Origin of the sequence: Methanosarcina sp. 2.H.T.1A.6 (assembly GCF_000979455.1) — an archaeon.
Taxonomy (GTDB): domain Archaea; phylum Halobacteriota; class Methanosarcinia; order Methanosarcinales; family Methanosarcinaceae; genus Methanosarcina.
Map to the genome: position 1 here is coordinate 1 of NZ_JJOY01000041.1, position 16956 is coordinate 16956.

Sequence of the window (16956 nt, forward strand, 5' to 3'; positions counted from 1 at the left end):
ATAGTGCAGGATGTAAATGCCAGCAACGGAGTAATACACGCTATAGATGCAGTCCTTATTCCACCTGAACCTGAGCCGGAACCCGAGCCGGAACCAGAACCAGGACAAAATCTTACAACGCTGTACAATGATACTGTAAACCTGACGGAAGGAAGCTTTACCTTCATGCCGGAAAACGACACCCAGACCTATACAATTGGCAATCTCACAGACTTCGGAGCTCTCAATGCAGCAGGACTCGACTTTAACGTGTCCGTAATGCAGAACATGCCTGACGGGAATATGACCGATAACGTAACTGACGGGAATATGACCGACAACATGAGTGTGTCATTTGTGCTTGAGGGCATAGAAGGAGTAGAAAACAATAACACTACCGGAGAGATGTGGTTCCTCTACCTCAACGGAATGCCTGCTGAAGGAGACTTCGGCATGAATAATGTAACTGACGGGGACAACCTCAGCTTCTGGTATACAACTGAAGTGGGTGGAGAAGCCGCAATAGAAAATGCAACCTACGTGGCTAACATTACGGTTGCTGTAGAAGAAGGAGAAGTTCCGTCTGAGGAGAAAGATATTATTGAAACCGCAACTCAGGCTGGAAACTTCACGACTCTTCTTGCAGCAATTGGAACTGCAAACCTTACTGACACTCTGAAAGGAGAAGGACCATACACCGTCTTTGCTCCGAATGATGAGGCTTTTAACGCGCTTCCAAACGGAACAGTCGAAGCTCTCCTTAACGACACAAACGCATTGACAAACGTCCTCCTCTACCACGTTGCAGGTGAGAGGCTGATGGCAGCAGATGTTGTTAACAGGACCAACATTACGACCCTTCAGGGAAGCGAACTCCCGGTAAATGTCACTGAGGAAGGAGTGTTTGTAGGAGACGCAAAGATAATAGTGCAGGATGTAAATGCCAGCAACGGAGTAATACACGCTATAGATGCGGTCCTTATTCCGCCGGAACCCGAGCCGGAACCCGAACCGGAACCTGAGCCAGGACTAAATCTGACAGTACTCTATGACGATACTGTAAACCTGACGGAAGGAAACGTCAAGTTCAGGCAAAATGCTTCCCGGAATTATACAATAAGCAATCTCACAGACTTCGGAGCTCTATATGCAACAGGACTCGACTTTAACGCGTCTTTAATGCAGAACATGACCGAAAATGAGACCAACATGACCAGTGTGTCGTTCGCACTTGAGGGCATAGGGGGCATAAATAACAATAATCAAACCGGGGAAATGTGGTTTGTCTACATAAATGGGGAGCCGGCTGAAAATGACTTCGGAATGAACCCGGTAAGTGATGGGGACAACCTCAGCTTCTGGTACACAACTGAAGTGGGTGGAGAAGCTGCAATCGAGAATGCAACCTACGTGACTAACATTACGGTCGCCGAAATGAAAGCAAGAGATACCATCATAGAGGCGGCACAGAACCAGACGAGATTAACCGAATTTGTAAACGCAACGCAGGCCGCAAACCTGACACAGACCCTGAATGAAACAGGACCTTATACTGTCTGTATTCCAAGTAACGAAGCCTTCGATAAGCTGCCAGCAGAAACCCGTAATGAACTCATGAGCAATACAACTCTGCTCAGGGAGGTTCTCTCCTACCACGTAATAAGTGGGAAGTTTACTCGCGAACAGCTTGCCAGCATGAATACCGTTACTAACATTCAGGGCAATGCACTTCAAATCAATATGGTAGGGGACAATATCACAATACAAAACGTAACTATCACACAGATAATCATTGTAAACAATGGAGTTATCTGTATAATCGATGAAGTGCTCATCCCTCCGGACAGCGGACTTCCTTCTGATGGAAACCAGACGGATGGAAACCAGACGGATGGAAACCAGACAAATGGAAACCAGACGGATGGAAACCAGACAAATGGAAACCAGACGGATGGAAACCAGACAAATGGAAACCAGACAGATGGAGATCAGACCGATGGCAACCAGACGGATGGAAACCAGACAGATGGAAACCAGACGGATGGAAACCAGACAGATGGAGACCAGACAGGAACCTGGTACTTCTTCTCGATGCCTTTCGAAGCCAACAATACAAGCGTTGATTATCTGCTTTCAGATGTGAACTATACATCTCTGATTTATTACAATGCTTCAACCAAACTCTTCGAAGATGTCTCAAATATTGAGCCTCTGAAAGGATACTGGATCAATGTTCCCAACGGAACCGAGTTCAATGCTACAGAGCAGTTTACTTCAGTTGAGAAAAAGCTGGTTACTGCTCCACCGAGCTTACAGACCTATCCGGGCTGGAACGCGCTGGGTTCACCTGTAAACGAGACTGTCTCTGCGGAAGTTGCATTCACGACCATTGACAGCTCGTATGCAAAAATTGTGGGTCCCTGGGTGCCGGGCAACAACACTACAGGCTACTACCAGTATGTCGGTTACAATGACTTTAATGGGACATTAGGCGAGAACCAGCTTGGAACAGATGAACTTGAAATCGAACCATATGAGGGTTACTGGGTCTTTGTGAGAGATGAAAACCTGTATGCCTGAGGAGGTCACCCTGAAAGGTAATGTAAGAGCCCAATGAAAACCAGAAAAAACAGACCTTAAAGGAGAAAAGAAGGAGATTTCCATTTATGGAAACTTCTTTTTTACTCAAATCTTCTTTTTTACTCAAATCTTCTTTTTTACTCAAATTTACTTCTTGTTTTAATTACTTTCCCTTATTCAACATGACCTGTTAACCATTCCAGCTGCTTCAATCCTTTTTGCAGAACTTTATTTACTACACCCTTACAGTTCATGTATTTTTTAATCAATATTTATATAAAGCTTCCTGCTAAAGGTTGAGGGCATGGATACCCCCGAAACCCTAAATTCATCCCCTTCTTTTGCAGAAAATATGTCCTATTTTGACAGAATATTAGATCAATCATTCGCCTGGTTCTCGGCTAACTTAGGTACCCTCTTATTCATCATTTTCATAGGCATGGGAACCATCCTTGTCGCAAGGACTGTAAACCACCTTATGGAAAGTTACTTTACAAAAGCAAGCGGCAAGCTGCGCATGGACACCACGGCTTTCCGGATGTTCAGGCACGTTACGGTTGCATCAATCTATTTTATAGGTCTAATTATTATAATATTCAGTATTCCTGACCTGCGCAGTCTTTCTGTAGCCCTCTTTACAGGGGCAGGGCTTGCCGGTATCGTCATCGGTTTTGCAGCCCAGAGTACGCTGAGCAACATTATTGCAGGCATTTCCCTTGTTATTTTTCAGCCTTTCAGGGTTGGAGACAGGCTGAATATTATGAACGAATACGGAAAGGTTACGGACCTCAACCTCAGGCATACGGTTATTATAACCTGGGATAACAGGCGCCTTATCATCCCTAACTCAATAATCAGCAATGAGGCAGTAATCAACTGGACCATAGAAGATCCTGCAGTTATCTGGCCAATAAACGTTGGAATCGGTTATGATTCTGATATTAGCCTGGCAAAAAAAATCATGATTGAAGAAGCCCGAAAGCATCCTCTGGTCATGCCTCCCCAGACCATGAAGCACAGTGTTATAAAGCCCAGTTTCCTGAAACCCGAAACCCTTGCAAACGGATTCATGGACCTGTCCGTGCTGCATACTGTAGACCCGGATTTCAGGGAAAGAGGAGAGGTTAAAGTATACGTGACAGATCTTGGGGATTTTTCCGTAAATCTCCGCCTGCTGGTCTGGTTTAAGGACAGGAGCGATGCATACAGTTCAGGGTGTGAAATAAGGGAAGCAATTAAAAGGCGCTTTGACAGTGAAGGTATCGAAATTCCGTATCCTTACAGGACTATCGTGTACAAGACAGATATTCAGAAGGAAAAGTCTCCTGAAAAATCCGCCTCAGAAGAAAAGAGTAAAATGGAATATGCTCCAAGGAGCAGGCTAACTGATATTGATGATGAAACAGGTCAATAAAAAAGGAAAATAAAAAAGAGAAATAAAAAAGAGAAATAAATAAAGGGTAATGAAACAGGTAGGTTAAATGATGAAAGGATTTTAAAGTTCCCTTTCATCGATTACTCTTTTTGTCTTTTTCATGCTTCTTGGAAGTTCCCCGAGCTTAACACCCACAATATCCACGCTCACCCCTATAAAGTCCTTGAACGCTTTTCTCAGGGCTTTTTCAGTTTGTTCTTTCTTTACAGGATCTTCTGCCCCTTCAATTTCAACTTTGAAGGTCATACTGTCCCTGCCGTTTTTGCGGGTAAGAAGGATCTGATATTCACTGCTGACCCTGGGCACCCTGTGGATTATATCCTCGATCTGGCCGGGATAGATGTTTACTGCCTTGATCTTTATGCGGTCATCAGACCTTCCAAGGATCCTGTCAATTCTGGGGAAAGGGCAGCCGCATTTACAGAGCCCGGGGATTATGCGCGTCAGGTCCCTTGTCCTGTAGCGGATCAGAGGTGCTCCTTCCTTTGCAAGGGTGGTAATTACAAGTTCCCCGAGAGTACCTTCTGGGAGCTGTTCTCCTGTTATCGGATCAATGATTTCAAAGAGCAGGTAGTCGGACCAGTAGTGCATTCCCTCATGGTAAGAGCAGTCAAGGGCAATTCCCGGCCCGTAGATTTCGGTCAGCCCGTAGATGTCAAAGGTCTCGATCCCGAGTTCGGTTTCAATCCTGTTGCGCATCTTTTCGCTCCAGCGTTCGGAACCCACAATTCCGACCCTGAGGTTGATCTGGTCTTTTAAGCCGCGCTTTTCAATTTCTTCAGCAAGCAAAATCGCATAGGAAGAGGTGCTTGCAAGGGCTGTGGACTTCAGGTCCGTAAGCATCTCAAGCTGTTTTTCGGTGTTTCCCGGACCTGTGGGTATTGCCATCGCTCCAAGGCGCTCGGCTCCGAGCTGGAACCCTATCCCGGCGGTCCAGAGCCCGTACCCGGGTGTAATCTGAATCCTGTCCTGGTTGGTAAGGCCTGCCAGCATGTAGCAGCGCATCACCAGCTCTGCCCAGACATCAACGTCTTTTCGAGTATAGGGAATAATGACAGGCTTGCCAGTTGTCCCGGAGGATGAATGGATCCGGACAATCTCTGAATCGGGCACGGTCTGCAGCCCTAGGGGATAGGCATCCCTCAGTTCCTCTTTGTGTGTGAAAGGAAGGAGTTTCAGGTCTTCAAGAGACCTGATATTCTCTATATCCACGTTTGCTTCCTTGAACTTCTTCTGGTAAAATGGGCTTCCTTCAACCACACGTTTAAGCAGTCCCTTCAATTTTGCAAAGGTATCCTCTTCCGAGAGTTTGGGGTGGTAGAGCTGGACATCCGGATCGAGCTCAGACTCCAAGGATGCTTCATACATTTAATTTCACCTTCTGTTCCCCGTCTGGTTGCCCGGGGATTAGCTTAATTCTTTCGATCGCACCTTCAAACGCAGCCCTGTTTACAGCCCTGTGTTTTTCAGGAATTTCGGTTTCAAGTACTGCCAGAATAATTTCTCTTGAAAAAGGCAGCATACCTGTGCCGGCAGCCGCTCCAAGCATTGCAACATTTGCAGCCCTGTATGTGCCTGCTTCTTCTGCAAGCTGTGTAAAATCAAGGCAAAGTATACCCTGAACATGGGCTTCCAGAAAGGCCAGCAAAGCTGCAGGATCATATTCAGGACTTCCCGGGGGCTTTGATGCAGGGGGTATAGCATGAGAGTTCACTATAATTTTCCCGTCTTTTTTCAGGAAAGGCAGGTTTCTTACGGTTTCTGCAGGTTCAAGCCCTATAAGCAGGTCTGCCTGTCCTGCAGGGATAAGGGAACCCGGGATCTCATCTCCAATCCTGATATGGCTGCTTACCGAACCTTCCCTCTGGGACATGCCTATGGTTTCGGCAGTGCTCACACGGAACCCGGCTTTCATTGCAGCAAGCGCAAGCATGCGGGAAGCAAGCACAACACCCTGCCCTCCAACGCCTGCAATCAGAATATCATACTTCATTCCTTCACCCTTAGTTCCTTCACCCTTAGTTCCTTCGTTCTTCATTTCTTCACCCCCTCTTCCCTTATGTCTCCCGAAGGACAGATTTGCGCACAGAGCCCGCAGCCGCTGCAGCTGTCCTGGATGAGAGGCTTATCTTCTCCCGCTGGGAGGAAAATGGCAGGACAACCGAGCTGCTTTACGCAGAACCCACAGCCTGTACAGCTGTCAGGATCAATTGCAAAGCGTGTAAAGGGTTTTGTAATCCCGACACATTTTCCTTTGAACACGACCGCGGAAGGACCCTTAAATTCCATGGCTTCCTTTGCCGCCTCCACGCAATTTTCCAGGCTTCCTGTTTCCACGGTCCTTACAAACTCAACTCCACAGCTCCGGACCACGCCGGCAATGTCAATGGCTTTTGAGGGACTTCCAAGGGCAGTCACTCCTATTCCGGGATGCGGCTGGTGCCCTGTCATGGCAGTTGTGCGGTTGTCAAGGACTGCAAGGGTAACATCAGCTCCGTTGTAGACAGCATTTACCACAGCGGGGATGCCTGAATGGAAGAAGGTCGAGTCCCCGATAAAAGCCACCTGCTTTACCTCCGGGTTCGTGCGGGAAAGCCCTCCTGCTATACTCATCCCTGCCCCCATGCAGAGGCAGGTGTCTACCATATTGAGAGGATATGCGTTTCCAAGGGTATAACAGCCAATATCCCCGGAAAAAATAGTCTCGACCTGAGAATCCTTTTTAAGCTGTTTTGCAGCCTGTTTGAATGCGTAAAAAACGGTCCTGTGCATGCAGCCCGCACAGAGGGTAGGAGCCCGGACTGGCAGAGGCGGAAGCTCCCCTCTCAAAATCGCAGGGGAAGCATGGGAAAGGCTGGCTGTTTCTCCAAGGTCTGCAAGCACTTTGTTGACGCTGTCAATAACAATATCAACATTGTATTCCCCGCTCACCGGGAAAAAGCCGTTCTTTTTTCCATATATATCAACAGGCAGGTGAGCCTTTCCGACAAGCTGGAGGGCCTGTTCTTCAAGGTAGGGGTCAAGTTCTTCGACCACGATCAGTTTTTCGATGCCCTTTAAAAAGGAAAGGGCTGCCTTTTCAGGGAAAGGATACACTGTCCCTACCCTGAATAGGGTGAAAACCTCTTCAAAGCCCTTTACAGCCTCCTTTACGTAGAGAGCTGAAACCCCTGAGGCTATGATCCCGATTTTTCCGCTTCCAGAAACGGAATTGTATGGAAGCCCTGAAAAACGCTCGGAAAGCTGCACCTGTACGTTTTCAAGCCAGGGGTGCCGCTCGGCAGTAAGCCTTGGGAAAATCGTCCAGCGCCTGTCCTTTGTAAAGCCTTTACAGGAAGCTTCAACCGGCACAGGTTCTGCAGCTGCAACTTCAACATCCCCGCAGCTGTGAGAAACCCGCGTGGTAGTCCTGAGGATGACAGGAATTTCGAATTCATGCGAAAGCTCAAAAGCCAGTTTTGTAAGCTCGTAAGCTTCCTGCGGGTTTGCAGGGTCAAGGACAGGGATATTTGCAAAATGCCCGAACACCCTCGTATCCTGCTCAGTCTGAGAGGAATGAGGCCCCGGATCATCGGCAACAAGCAGGACAAGAGCCCCTTTTACCCCTATGTAGGTCAGGCTCATCAGGGGGTCGGATGCTACATTTAACCCTACCTGTTTCATGGTCACAAGCACATTTGCCCCGGAATAAGCCGCCCCTACAGCCGTTTCAAGTGCAACCTTTTCGTTGCTCGACCATTCGGTATAAATCCCGCACCTGTCCGCATACCGGAGAATTGTCTCCAGAGCTTCGGTCGAGGGAGTTCCCGGATACCCGGTAACTACCTGTACGCCAGCTTCTATCGCTCCAAGTGCAATGGCTTCATTACCCATTAACAGTTTTTTTTCAGTCAAATAAACTCATCTCGGATCGTAGGAATAATTTAACGAATTGGATAAATTTAGACAAGCCTCAAAGTAATAAAATGAGGTTGAAAACGAACCTGCATTCTCAAATCATCTACCAAAATTGTTTTGAGAATCCTGGAAAATATATCTGGATATTTCGTCGCCTTTTTACGTAATTGGAATACGACGCACATCTATGTACAACACTGCGGGAAGAAGTACGTAAAATACGGATATAAAGTTTTTGTTTTATTAGGTTGTAAAATTGATCGAGGTAACCTGATCTGTGAAGTGAAAAAATTAATTAGGATAACCTGAAAAAGCTTCAAACTAATCAATCAGTATAAAAACAGTTTTGGGAGAAGTTTTGATTCCTGCAGCAGTTCCTCAGCCGATTGCGGGGTATTCGACTGAAATAAAAATTATGCTGACATAAGCCGCTGTAAGGAATGGGTTTTGTCCGTCAATAATAATTGGATATTTACCCGGAATATTTACATGCCTGTATCCCCCAGCGTCCTTCATATTATTTTTCGCGTGAGGTATGTATATATTTCTGAGAGATCAAATATAAATAGAACTTTGTAATATTATTTAGTATGACGCGTTTTGATTACATCGGAACCTGGAAAGAAGTTATGAAAAGCCCATCTCATTTTTACAGGGAAATGCCAAAGACCGGAGGATACACTGATCCTATCATTTTTGCAGTAATCAACATTGCCATATACTCGTTTTTTTACTTGCTTTTTAATCCCGGAGCTTACGATGTCGAAGGATTCGGTTCTATGATGGTATTTGCAGTTGCACTTATGGTACCTATTGGAGGTGTTATCGCCCTTCTTCTCGATGCTACACTGCTCCATATTATTCAAAAAACGCTTGGGGGAAAGGGAACTTATGAGGGTACTGCAAGGTTCGTACTCTATGCCTCGGCTGCGTCCTCCTTCCTCTGGATTCCTCTTGCAGGCGGGATTTTCGGGGTTTACCAGTTATATCTTTACGTTGTAGGCGGCAGATTTGTACATGACGTAAGCCTGGAGAGGTCCGCCCTGGCCCTATTTCTGTCCATCTTGCTGGTTATTGTTTTTGCAGTGCTGGTTTCTTTAAGCGGCTTTGTATGATTCGGTAATCTTTTTCTGTGGCGCGACACATCCGGGCACCAGGAACCGCACTTTCGCACGCTCAACAAAGCCAAAATTAAGAAAACTGTCCGTTAAGCTTTAAGTTCCTAATAAAATCTAAAAGAACTCCAGAAAAGTAATTGTAGGAGGAGGGATCATGAAAGATGTTCATCCAATTTATAGAGATCCCATTACATACGAGAGTTTCCCACCACCTATATAATATAATGTAACAGTTGTATGCCCCACTTATGAAAATTAAAAGAAGATTTGTTTTTCATATGATAGATTGGTTTTATCGAACCCTCAACTATTATTTTTACCCAGTTTTCTCCCAAACATCACTGCAAACTGATAGTGCTTATATATACAGCTAACATCGCAAAAACCTGCTTCTTTAAGCCAATCGAGCTGCTGGTCCAAGCTTGAATCCTTATCAAGTTTAACTCTTTCATAACCAGCCAGTATTTCTTCTTCGGGCAAGCCGTTGCTTTCGATATGCTGTCTCCAGGTTGTCTTATTCAGGTTTTCGATGAAAGGAGTTTCTCCATGTACCTGATCGGCGTTAATAAAAACCCCGTTCTTTTTAAGTATGGAGTAGCTTTTTTTGTAGAGCTCCTTTTTCTCTTTGTCTTCCAGGTGATGGATAGATAAGGCTGACACTACCATATCGTATTTTTCCGAGAAATCGTACTTTGAATAATCTGCTGCAATGTATTTTACTTTTGAGTAATTTCTGAACCTGTCTTTTGCCATATCCAGCATCTTTTCCGAGATATCAATAAGTGTAAATGATGCATCTGGATATCTTTCCATCAGAAAAGCCGATAGAAGTCCTGTTCCGGCACCTATGTCCAGGATACCCGGATTTTTTGCATCTACTGACGCCACGGATACCGCGGCTCCATAAAAGTCATCGAAGCAAGGTATAAACTTCCTTCTCTGTTCATCATACTTTTTTGAAATAGCATCAAACTTTCGTTGAATTTCGCCCATTTTTTTCACCAGGTTTTAGCACCGAGGACGGTTTCTTCTTTTCCTTCTTACTGCATACGTCTTTGTACGGCATATGATTAATTCATTATTGACCTGTATTCCGTACGACATTTGTTTTCAATATCTCAAAGCTCATTTAGGCAGGTTCTCTCTAAAGCTCAAAAAAGAATCTATTTATATTTCGCAGCATTGTTAGAAGCATGTATCTTGAAGATGAAGAGGCGGCAAGCGCTGACAAGAGCCGTGAATTTGGCGTATTGGGAGATGTTCTGCGGGAACTGCAAAGGGAAGAAGTGGAACAAACTGAGACATGCCTGGTGGAAACCCCAGAAACAAACACGACACAAAAAACGATAGAGATAATGACAGAGATCAATGCAACATTAAAAGAGATCGCAGAGACTCAAAAGAAAATACTGGAAGAGATTAAAAAGAACAAGACCTGATAAACTCCAATTGACACTTTCTTTTTTCACTTTAAGCACGGCTTTTATATTTTCAACTGTTTTTTCTGAGATTTCGATAGTATTCTAACGTATAGACAGAATTTTTTCAGCCGAAATATGGGTATCTCAGACACTGCCTGGGTCTTTCAGATACTGCAGTGAATCTCTCAGACACTATCTTCAAGGCTTTTCCTTGCAGTAAAACTCACAACGGAAGGTCACGCTTGAAATTGAGCCAAAAATTAGACATTTATGAGTCCTAAATCCAGAAAAAATCCCTTTTCAGGCTTTTTCTGGTTTTATCTTTAATGCAGCTTCTTGCGGATTTATTGCCTTACATACCCCAGTAATTTGTCTTGTTTATTCTTTCAATTTCATCGGTTCCCCGCAACAGTCCATATCACCGGTACAGCCTATAGCGCAGCGGTCATCTCCGCACTCATTTACTACCTTAAGTTCGAGCCCGCAGTTCTCACAAATAAGAACCTGACCCTGTTTCAAATTGTTGCAATTCATTCCATACCACCTCTATATTCTTGACAGAAAAAATATGTAATTTAGGTTAAAATTGCTTTTGAAACAATAATTCTGAAGATTAGTCTGCGAACTGAAAAATTCGACTCTTTCAGACACTATCTTCAAGGTTTTTTCTTGCGGCACAACTTTCAAATGAAGCATTAGCAACGGCTTTTGCTACCGCGGGCACGACATGCTTCTCAAGGGGGTCCGGTATAATGTGGTCTTCGGAAAGCTCACCAACGGTCACTACATTTGCAAGGGCATAGGCTGCTGCCATTTCCATTTCAGGCGTTATCCTCCTCGCACAGGTGCCAAGAGCCCCTTTGAAAAGCCCCGGGAAACTCAGGCAATTATTGAGCTGGTTTGGAAAATCCGACCTGCCGGTAGCAACAATTCTTGCCCCCGCCCGCTTTGCAGCATCGGGCATGATTTCAGGAACAGGGTTTGCCATTGCCATTACAATAGAATCTTTTGCCATCGAGCGGACCATATCCTCGGTCACGATCCCTCCGACTGAAACCCCGATAAAGAGGTCAGCCCATGGGAAAGCTTCTTTGAGACCGCCTTTTATTTTTTCAGGGTTTGTAAGCTTTGCAATTTCCTCTTTTATGTGATTCATGCCTTCTTCTCGCCCCTCGTACACAAGCCCCTTGCTGTCACATGTAAGAATTTTTGCAGGATCTGCGCCTGCCCGGACCAGGAACCTGAAAATTGCAACCCCTGCAGCCCCAAGCCCTGAAATAACGATTTTTAGCTCTCCAAGCTCCTTTTTCACAATTTTAAGGGCATTCAGAAGCCCGGCAAATACGACAATGGCTGTCCCGTGCTGGTCGTCATGGATAACAGGAAGGTCAAGCTCTTCCCGCAGCCTTGCTTCTATTTCAAAACAGCGGGGTGCACTGATATCTTCCAGGTTGATGCCTCCGAAAACCGGAGCCAGGTGTTTTACCGCTTTTATCACCTCTTCGGTGTCCTGGGTATCAAGGCAGATAGGAAAAGCGTCTATGCCGGCAAATTCCTTGAAGATAATCGCCTTTCCTTCCATAACCGGCAGAGCCGCATATGGCCCGATATTCCCAAGCCCGAGCACTGCTGACCCGTCCGTTACAACAGCAACTGTATTTTTCTTAAGGGTGTAAAGGTAGACAAGCCCCTGGTTTTCGCTAATTTTCCGGCACGGCTCAGCAACTCCGGGCGTATAGGCAACACTTAGGTCGTGGATTGTACGGAGGCGCACCTTGCTTGCAACCTCAAGTACACCCTCTAGCCTCCTGTGCATTGCAAGCGATTCCTGATATAATGAAGCGTGAGTGTCACTATCCTTTTCCATACCCTTTCCGGAACCCTTTTGAGAATCTCCTTCAGAGTTCTTCCCCATATTATCTTCCGGATCTCTTTCCAAGCTTAAAACCGAATGAATGTCTTTTATTCCAAAAACCCCCTGTGCTATATAGCAAACCCTGTGTCCGGAGAAAAAAACCTCCGGAAAAACTGCCTGTAAGAAATATAATGCTACATAATGATTTATCGAAATAATAGATAAAACCGATGGGGGAAAATGAACCTGGAATTTTTGTATATTTTATTTCCAGTGATTGCTCAGTTTGCAGATTTCGCTTTCCAGAAAGAGATATACCATTTCAGGAGAATTACTCTGTATGCAGATTAAAGGAATTGCCAGTGATACTCTTGATTTTATCCTTGAAGCTAGCAGGTCAATGGCTCCGGAAGAGTTTGCCGGGCTTTTGCAGGAGAAAGACGGAATAATCACCGAGGTGCTTATCCTGCCAGGAACCGAATCAAGCGACTCAAATGCAGTCCTCAGGCTTTACATGATGCCGAATGTAAAAGCTGCAGGCTCGGTCCACAGCCATCCCGGACCCAACCGCAATCCCTCAAAAGCCGACTTACACCTCTTTTCAAAAACCGGAAACTTCCATATCATCGTGGGCCGTCCCTACAACAGGCAGAGCTGGACCTGTTATGACAGGGAAGGAAATGTAAGGGAACTTCCCGTCCTTGATGTAGAATTCGAAGAGGACGAAGAGTTTTGAAAAGATAACAGAAGTAAGGCGCGATAAGAAAACCTGATGTTAAATACCCCAGATGTTAAATACCCCAGATGTTAAATACCCCAGATGTTAAATACCCGCTAAATCTAAAGATTTAACGGGTTTCCTGCTGAGAGTTTATGACTGGATATCCCTGCAACACGCAGAAATTATTGATACAGATATCAGGAAAACATCAAACTAATATCTCTGCTTGATTCTCCGGAATAACCTTTACTATTTTTTCACTATAAAGCCTGAAAAAGCAGCAATTATCTCCCGCCTCCGTCTGCTTCTGCCTTGTTCCCTACCAAAAACATTTTATTTACAGATACACATTATTTATGGGATACACCTTGTGCCTTCATTTAAAGGGAGGCGGTTTTAGCTTAAAGGTTGTATTCAGGAAACGTATCTGGGACTCAAGAACCAGATAGCCTTCACGTATCTGGAGGTAGTAATCCTAATGCCTACATGCCAAGACTGCAGATTCTATACGGTTATTGATGAGCTAAAAGGCGAATGTTTCAGCCTCGGATTTGAAGTACGCGGGAAAACCGATTCCAAGAAATGCCCGGAGCGGGCTTTCAGGCCAAATAAAGGTCCCAATTCGAAAAAAGCCGGAGCGGCAAGGTATTAAAATGGATCACGGATCGGGGACGAAAAAATTCTGTTAAATGAGGTTGAAAATGTAAAAATACATTGATCGAGCCTCCAGCTGGACAAAAAACCGGAAAGCGCAAAAAATCTATTTTCTGCTTGCCGGAATCAAATGAATTTTAAGTTAAATCTCATTCAATCTTTCCTTTTTATATCTTCTTTTTTACATTTACGTTTCTTTATGTGCTGATATCTATTTGCTGCAATCTGCTATTTCATCCAGACTTTTCGAGAACTGAATAAATTTCCCCATACCCTTTAATGTTGAACTCATGGTTTTTCAATTAACATGTTTTTATTCCTTCTTCCTCTTCCGAGATAACGCACATGTATATATCGGAGTTTCCATTACGAAAATCTGTCCAGACTGTTCTGTCACCGTAGATAGCAGGATTCAACTTATCTGATTCACTGGCAGTCATCTGAATTTCTTTAGAAGTGGAAAGATTGCACATATAGAGATCAGGGGTTCCATTGCGATAATCCTTCCACAAAATCCTGTCCCCGTAAATGGCAGACACAGCACGGGTCTTTATTCGGGTTTCCGTAGAGGTGGAAAGATTGTATATGTAAACCTCAATGTTTCCAGTTCGATTATCGTTCCAGATAATCCTATCCCCGTAAATTACTGGCTCCCACTGCCATGAGTCATTTGTGGTTATCTGAATTTCAGTGGAAGTGGAGAGATTATACATATAGATATCAGAGTTTCCATTGCGATAATCTTCCCATACTATTCTATCGCCATATATGTCAGGATTTGACTTATCTGATTCACTGCTGGTAATCTGAGCCTCCTCGGAGGTAGAGAGATCATATATATATATCTCAGCTTTTCCATTACGATAATCAAGCCATACTATTCTATCTTCATAGATAGCAGGACTGCTTGTTGACCCGTTTTTGGTAATCTGAATTTCTTTTGAGGTAGAAAGATTGTACATATAGATGGTGGTGTTTCCATGACGTTTATCCATCCACACAATCCTGTCCCCATAAATATCAGGCCAACTTTGATCCGAACTATTGGCAGTTACTTGAATTTCGTTAGAAGTGGAAATGTCGTACATATAGATATCGTCATTTCCATTGCGATTATCCTGCCACACAACCATATCATTGTAAATCACAGGCCATTCCTGACCTAATTCATTGGTAGTGATCTGATATTCCGTGAGGGTAAGTTGCCCATCTACACGCCGCACAGGAGATGCCGTTATGGCAGATAACTTTGAAACGGTTCCTTTCGAATTAATTACAGTCAGGTTAATAATATAAGTTCCAGGAAGAGTATACATATAAACCGCAGTTTTGTTTATGGAATCAGTAACACCGTCATTGTTAAAGTCCCATGTCCTTTTTGCTGCATTTTGCGAAATATCGGTAAAAAGGACGGAAAGAGGAACCGGGCCGCTAGTAACATTGGAGCTAAAGTCAGTCAGAGGAAGGGTTTTAGCTTCCTGCGCAATAATTTCCTGAGTTTTTGAGGCCGTACCATTTGCATTGCTGACTGTCAGACTAACGGTATAAACTCCGGGGGTTATATACTCATAGACCGGATCTTTTTCTGTAGAGTCTGATATTCCGTCATTGTCAAAATCCCAGCTCCACGAAAATGCATATCGTGAAAGATCTGTGAACTGGACAGCTAATGGGGCAAGACCCTGCATGCTATTGGTACTGAAGTTTACAACCGGCGGCTTTTGAGGTATGGATATAGATGCAAGAGGAAGATAGTCAATTTCACTCCCATTTATGTTATAGGAAGAGTCGCAGATCCAATCCCCGTCTGAATCAGTGCAGATCTCAGAAAAACCGGTCCCATCAGGTTTTGCCCAGTAATTGCCACCCAGGTAGGGCCCGCCTACAATGTTTCTTCCCGACGTTTTCGTAGTGTTCCAGACAGCGTCATCCATGCTCGGATTAGAATATCCGAAATATCTGAAATCTTCGATTTTAGTATTATTTAAGAGGTTAACCGTGTTATTGAAGGAGTTATTATAAATTAGGCTGCGTCCTCCGCTAGAAGAAGGATCGTCGGTGAACAGATCCAGATAGATCCCACATTCTCTGTTTTGCTCAATTCTGTTGTCAGTTATCAGAGCAATATCTTCAAGTGATATACCAATGTCGTTGGTTGAAATTGTATTATTTTTTATTACGTTCCCCGAAGAATAGTAAGAAACACATATCCCTTTAGTATTTGAGGTTAGAGTATTATTTGTGATCTTGTTACCACTGGAGATAAAACTCGCAGAAATTCCGCAACTGGCATTGGAAATGAAATTATTATTAATAATATTTTCATGAGATTCTGAAAGGAAAATTCCAGAGCCATCTATAGTATTGCTTATAATCTTGTTCTCCTGAGGACCTGTAAGTGAGAAAAAACTGTTCAAAAGCTTATTATTAGCTATAGTGATATTATTCCTACTTCCCCCTGCTCCCATTACATGAATTCCCGAATCAAAAAGTGAATTTTCAGATAATATACAATTATAGCACTCAGCACCAAAATCTATGCTCCTTCCCGAAAAGGTATTATTTATAAAAAGAGAATTAGAACAGTCATCAATTGTTGCACCCAACTCCAAAAATTTGTTATTTTTTACAGTGCACCCTTCTACTTTGGTCAAGCTGGTGACTGTAAACTCGTGTATGCTAAAGCCACTGATAGTAACGTTACTGACACTTACAATATAAGTTTGAACAACGGTATCTTCAGGGTTTTCAGAGTCCGAAAGAATACTCAGGCCTTCTATTTTTACATTTACACTTTCGTTGTAGATTCCCGGTAAAACAAAAATTATATCCCCTGAAGACGAACTGTTTACCGCTTCCTGAATCGAGTTGAAATCTGCCTTCGGGTTATTACCCACAGTGATTTCCTTTGCCGACACAGGGTTGTAAACCGCATTCGCTATAAGCGCAATAGCTACAAAAATAATTATTCTGCTTGCTCCCACGAATCCCCACTCCTGCTAAACCTGTTTCAAAGCTCCATTTAATTCTGTTTTGAGAGCAATATAAGTAGGTGCTGCGAAAAACCCTTTCCTGAGCTTTTGAATTTTGATCGATGAGATTTAGACTATGTAATAAATATAAACAGGACTTCTGTGACTCAGTACCAAAATCCAGTGATTTTGCATTTTTTGATTGAAATCTTGAATTTCCAAGAAGAATTCAGTCTTCAATAAAACTCAATATTAGAGATCTTTCGGCATCAATCAATAGGTTACGTTCAAAGGATTGTGACTATTTTCAAAATTTAGTGATTT

14 protein-coding genes are annotated in these 16956 nt (G+C 43.9%); 6 read left to right on the forward strand and 8 right to left on the reverse strand.

All coding sequences use genetic code 11. The features are described from left to right. Both EO98_RS11745 and EO98_RS11750 read left to right on the forward strand, forming a co-directional pair. Window positions 1–2559 (forward strand): fasciclin domain-containing protein (locus EO98_RS11745; RefSeq protein ID WP_048160061.1); only part of this gene is annotated, 2559 nt, incomplete at its 5' end. A gap of 304 nt (window positions 2560–2863) precedes the next feature. Then, window positions 2864–3973, forward strand: coding sequence for a mechanosensitive ion channel family protein (locus tag EO98_RS11750; RefSeq protein ID WP_048140518.1), 1110 nt, complete (start codon window positions 2864–2866; stop codon window positions 3971–3973). 81 nt (window positions 3974–4054) lie between these two features. Here the strand turns inward: EO98_RS11750 and EO98_RS11755 are convergent, their stop codons facing one another. The 4 genes from EO98_RS11755 to EO98_RS18510 all read right to left on the reverse strand — a co-directional run bounded on the left by EO98_RS11755 (window position 4055) and on the right by EO98_RS18510 (window position 8407). After that, window positions 4055–5362 (reverse strand): phenylacetate--CoA ligase family protein, encoded by a 1308-nt coding sequence (locus tag EO98_RS11755; RefSeq protein ID WP_048140521.1) that lies wholly within the window; start codon window positions 5360–5362, stop codon window positions 4055–4057. Next, entirely contained in the window at window positions 5355–6032 is a 678-nt protein-coding gene (locus EO98_RS11760) for an indolepyruvate oxidoreductase subunit beta (RefSeq protein ID WP_048140526.1), read from the reverse strand. Before EO98_RS11760 ends, EO98_RS11755 begins: the two co-directional genes overlap by 8 nt. Next, the gene (gene iorA, locus EO98_RS11765) at window positions 6029–7888 is read right to left on the reverse strand and encodes an indolepyruvate ferredoxin oxidoreductase subunit alpha (RefSeq protein ID WP_048140527.1); all 1860 of its coding nucleotides are present in this window, start codon (window positions 7886–7888) and stop codon (window positions 6029–6031) included. Before iorA ends, EO98_RS11760 begins: the two co-directional genes overlap by 4 nt. Window positions 7889–8269: 381 nt before the next feature. Then, complete coding sequence (locus EO98_RS18510; protein ID WP_156161124.1) at window positions 8270–8407, reverse strand: hypothetical protein; 138 nt, start codon at window positions 8405–8407, stop codon at window positions 8270–8272. A 74-nt stretch (window positions 8408–8481) separates the two neighbouring features. Here EO98_RS18510 and EO98_RS11770 point away from each other — a divergent pair, with 74 nt between their 5' ends. Next, window positions 8482–9006: a YIP1 family protein gene (locus EO98_RS11770; RefSeq protein WP_048140528.1), complete on the forward strand. Its 525-nt coding sequence runs from the start codon at window positions 8482–8484 to the stop codon at window positions 9004–9006. A gap of 306 nt (window positions 9007–9312) precedes the next feature. On the opposite strand, the gene EO98_RS11775 is transcribed toward EO98_RS11770, so the two are convergent. Next, window positions 9313–10002, reverse strand: coding sequence for a trans-aconitate 2-methyltransferase (locus EO98_RS11775; RefSeq protein ID WP_048140530.1), 690 nt, complete (start codon window positions 10000–10002; stop codon window positions 9313–9315). A 200-nt stretch (window positions 10003–10202) separates the two neighbouring features. On the opposite strand from EO98_RS11775, the gene EO98_RS11780 reads away from it, so the two are divergent. Then, window positions 10203–10448, forward strand: coding sequence for a hypothetical protein (locus EO98_RS11780; RefSeq protein ID WP_048140536.1), 246 nt, complete (start codon window positions 10203–10205; stop codon window positions 10446–10448). Between the two features lie 360 nt (window positions 10449–10808). Here the strand turns inward: EO98_RS11780 and EO98_RS18895 are convergent, their stop codons facing one another. Together EO98_RS18895 and EO98_RS11785 are read right to left on the reverse strand one after the other, a co-directional pair. After that, the gene (locus tag EO98_RS18895) at window positions 10809–10964 is read right to left on the reverse strand and encodes a hypothetical protein (protein ID WP_200895251.1); all 156 of its coding nucleotides are present in this window, start codon (window positions 10962–10964) and stop codon (window positions 10809–10811) included. Between the two features lie 109 nt (window positions 10965–11073). Next, a complete protein-coding gene (locus EO98_RS11785; RefSeq protein WP_048140563.1) occupies window positions 11074–12297 on the reverse strand; it encodes an NADP-dependent malic enzyme in 1224 nt (407 codons plus the stop codon). A 328-nt stretch (window positions 12298–12625) separates the two neighbouring features. Between EO98_RS11785 and EO98_RS11790 the strand changes: the two genes are divergently transcribed. Together EO98_RS11790 and EO98_RS18900 are read left to right on the forward strand one after the other, a co-directional pair. Then, window positions 12626–13021 (forward strand): Mov34/MPN/PAD-1 family protein, encoded by a 396-nt coding sequence (locus tag EO98_RS11790; RefSeq protein WP_048131902.1) that lies wholly within the window; start codon window positions 12626–12628, stop codon window positions 13019–13021. 463 nt (window positions 13022–13484) lie between these two features. Beyond that, window positions 13485–13658 (forward strand): hypothetical protein, encoded by a 174-nt coding sequence (locus EO98_RS18900; RefSeq protein WP_200894988.1) that lies wholly within the window; start codon window positions 13485–13487, stop codon window positions 13656–13658. Between the two features lie 304 nt (window positions 13659–13962). Here EO98_RS18900 and EO98_RS11795 read toward each other — a convergent pair whose 3' ends face one another. After that, entirely contained in the window at window positions 13963–16644 is a 2682-nt protein-coding gene (locus EO98_RS11795; protein WP_052734516.1) for a NosD domain-containing protein, read from the reverse strand. Window positions 16645–16956: the final 312 nt, after the last annotated feature.

Excerpts from the sequence above, each read along its gene's own strand:
- EO98_RS11785 (WP_048140563.1), bottom strand. The coding sequence starts at position 12,297 with ATGGAAAAGGATAGTGACACTCACGCTTCATTATATCAGGAATCGCTT.
- EO98_RS18510 (WP_156161124.1), bottom strand. The coding sequence starts at position 8,407 with ATGAAGGACGCTGGGGGATACAGGCATGTAAATATTCCGGGTAAATAT.
- EO98_RS18900 (WP_200894988.1), top strand. The coding sequence starts at position 13,485 with ATGCCTACATGCCAAGACTGCAGATTCTATACGGTTATTGATGAGCTA.
- EO98_RS18895 (WP_200895251.1), bottom strand. The coding sequence starts at position 10,964 with ATGAATTGCAACAATTTGAAACAGGGTCAGGTTCTTATTTGTGAGAAC.
- EO98_RS11780 (WP_048140536.1), top strand. The coding sequence starts at position 10,203 with ATGTATCTTGAAGATGAAGAGGCGGCAAGCGCTGACAAGAGCCGTGAA.
- EO98_RS11760 (WP_048140526.1), bottom strand. The coding sequence starts at position 6,032 with ATGAAGAACGAAGGAACTAAGGGTGAAGGAACTAAGGGTGAAGGAATG.
- EO98_RS11755 (WP_048140521.1), bottom strand. The coding sequence starts at position 5,362 with ATGTATGAAGCATCCTTGGAGTCTGAGCTCGATCCGGATGTCCAGCTC.
- EO98_RS11775 (WP_048140530.1), bottom strand. The coding sequence starts at position 10,002 with ATGGGCGAAATTCAACGAAAGTTTGATGCTATTTCAAAAAAGTATGAT.
- EO98_RS11790 (WP_048131902.1), top strand. The coding sequence starts at position 12,626 with ATGCAGATTAAAGGAATTGCCAGTGATACTCTTGATTTTATCCTTGAA.
- EO98_RS11750 (WP_048140518.1), top strand. The coding sequence starts at position 2,864 with ATGGATACCCCCGAAACCCTAAATTCATCCCCTTCTTTTGCAGAAAAT.
- EO98_RS11770 (WP_048140528.1), top strand. The coding sequence starts at position 8,482 with ATGACGCGTTTTGATTACATCGGAACCTGGAAAGAAGTTATGAAAAGC.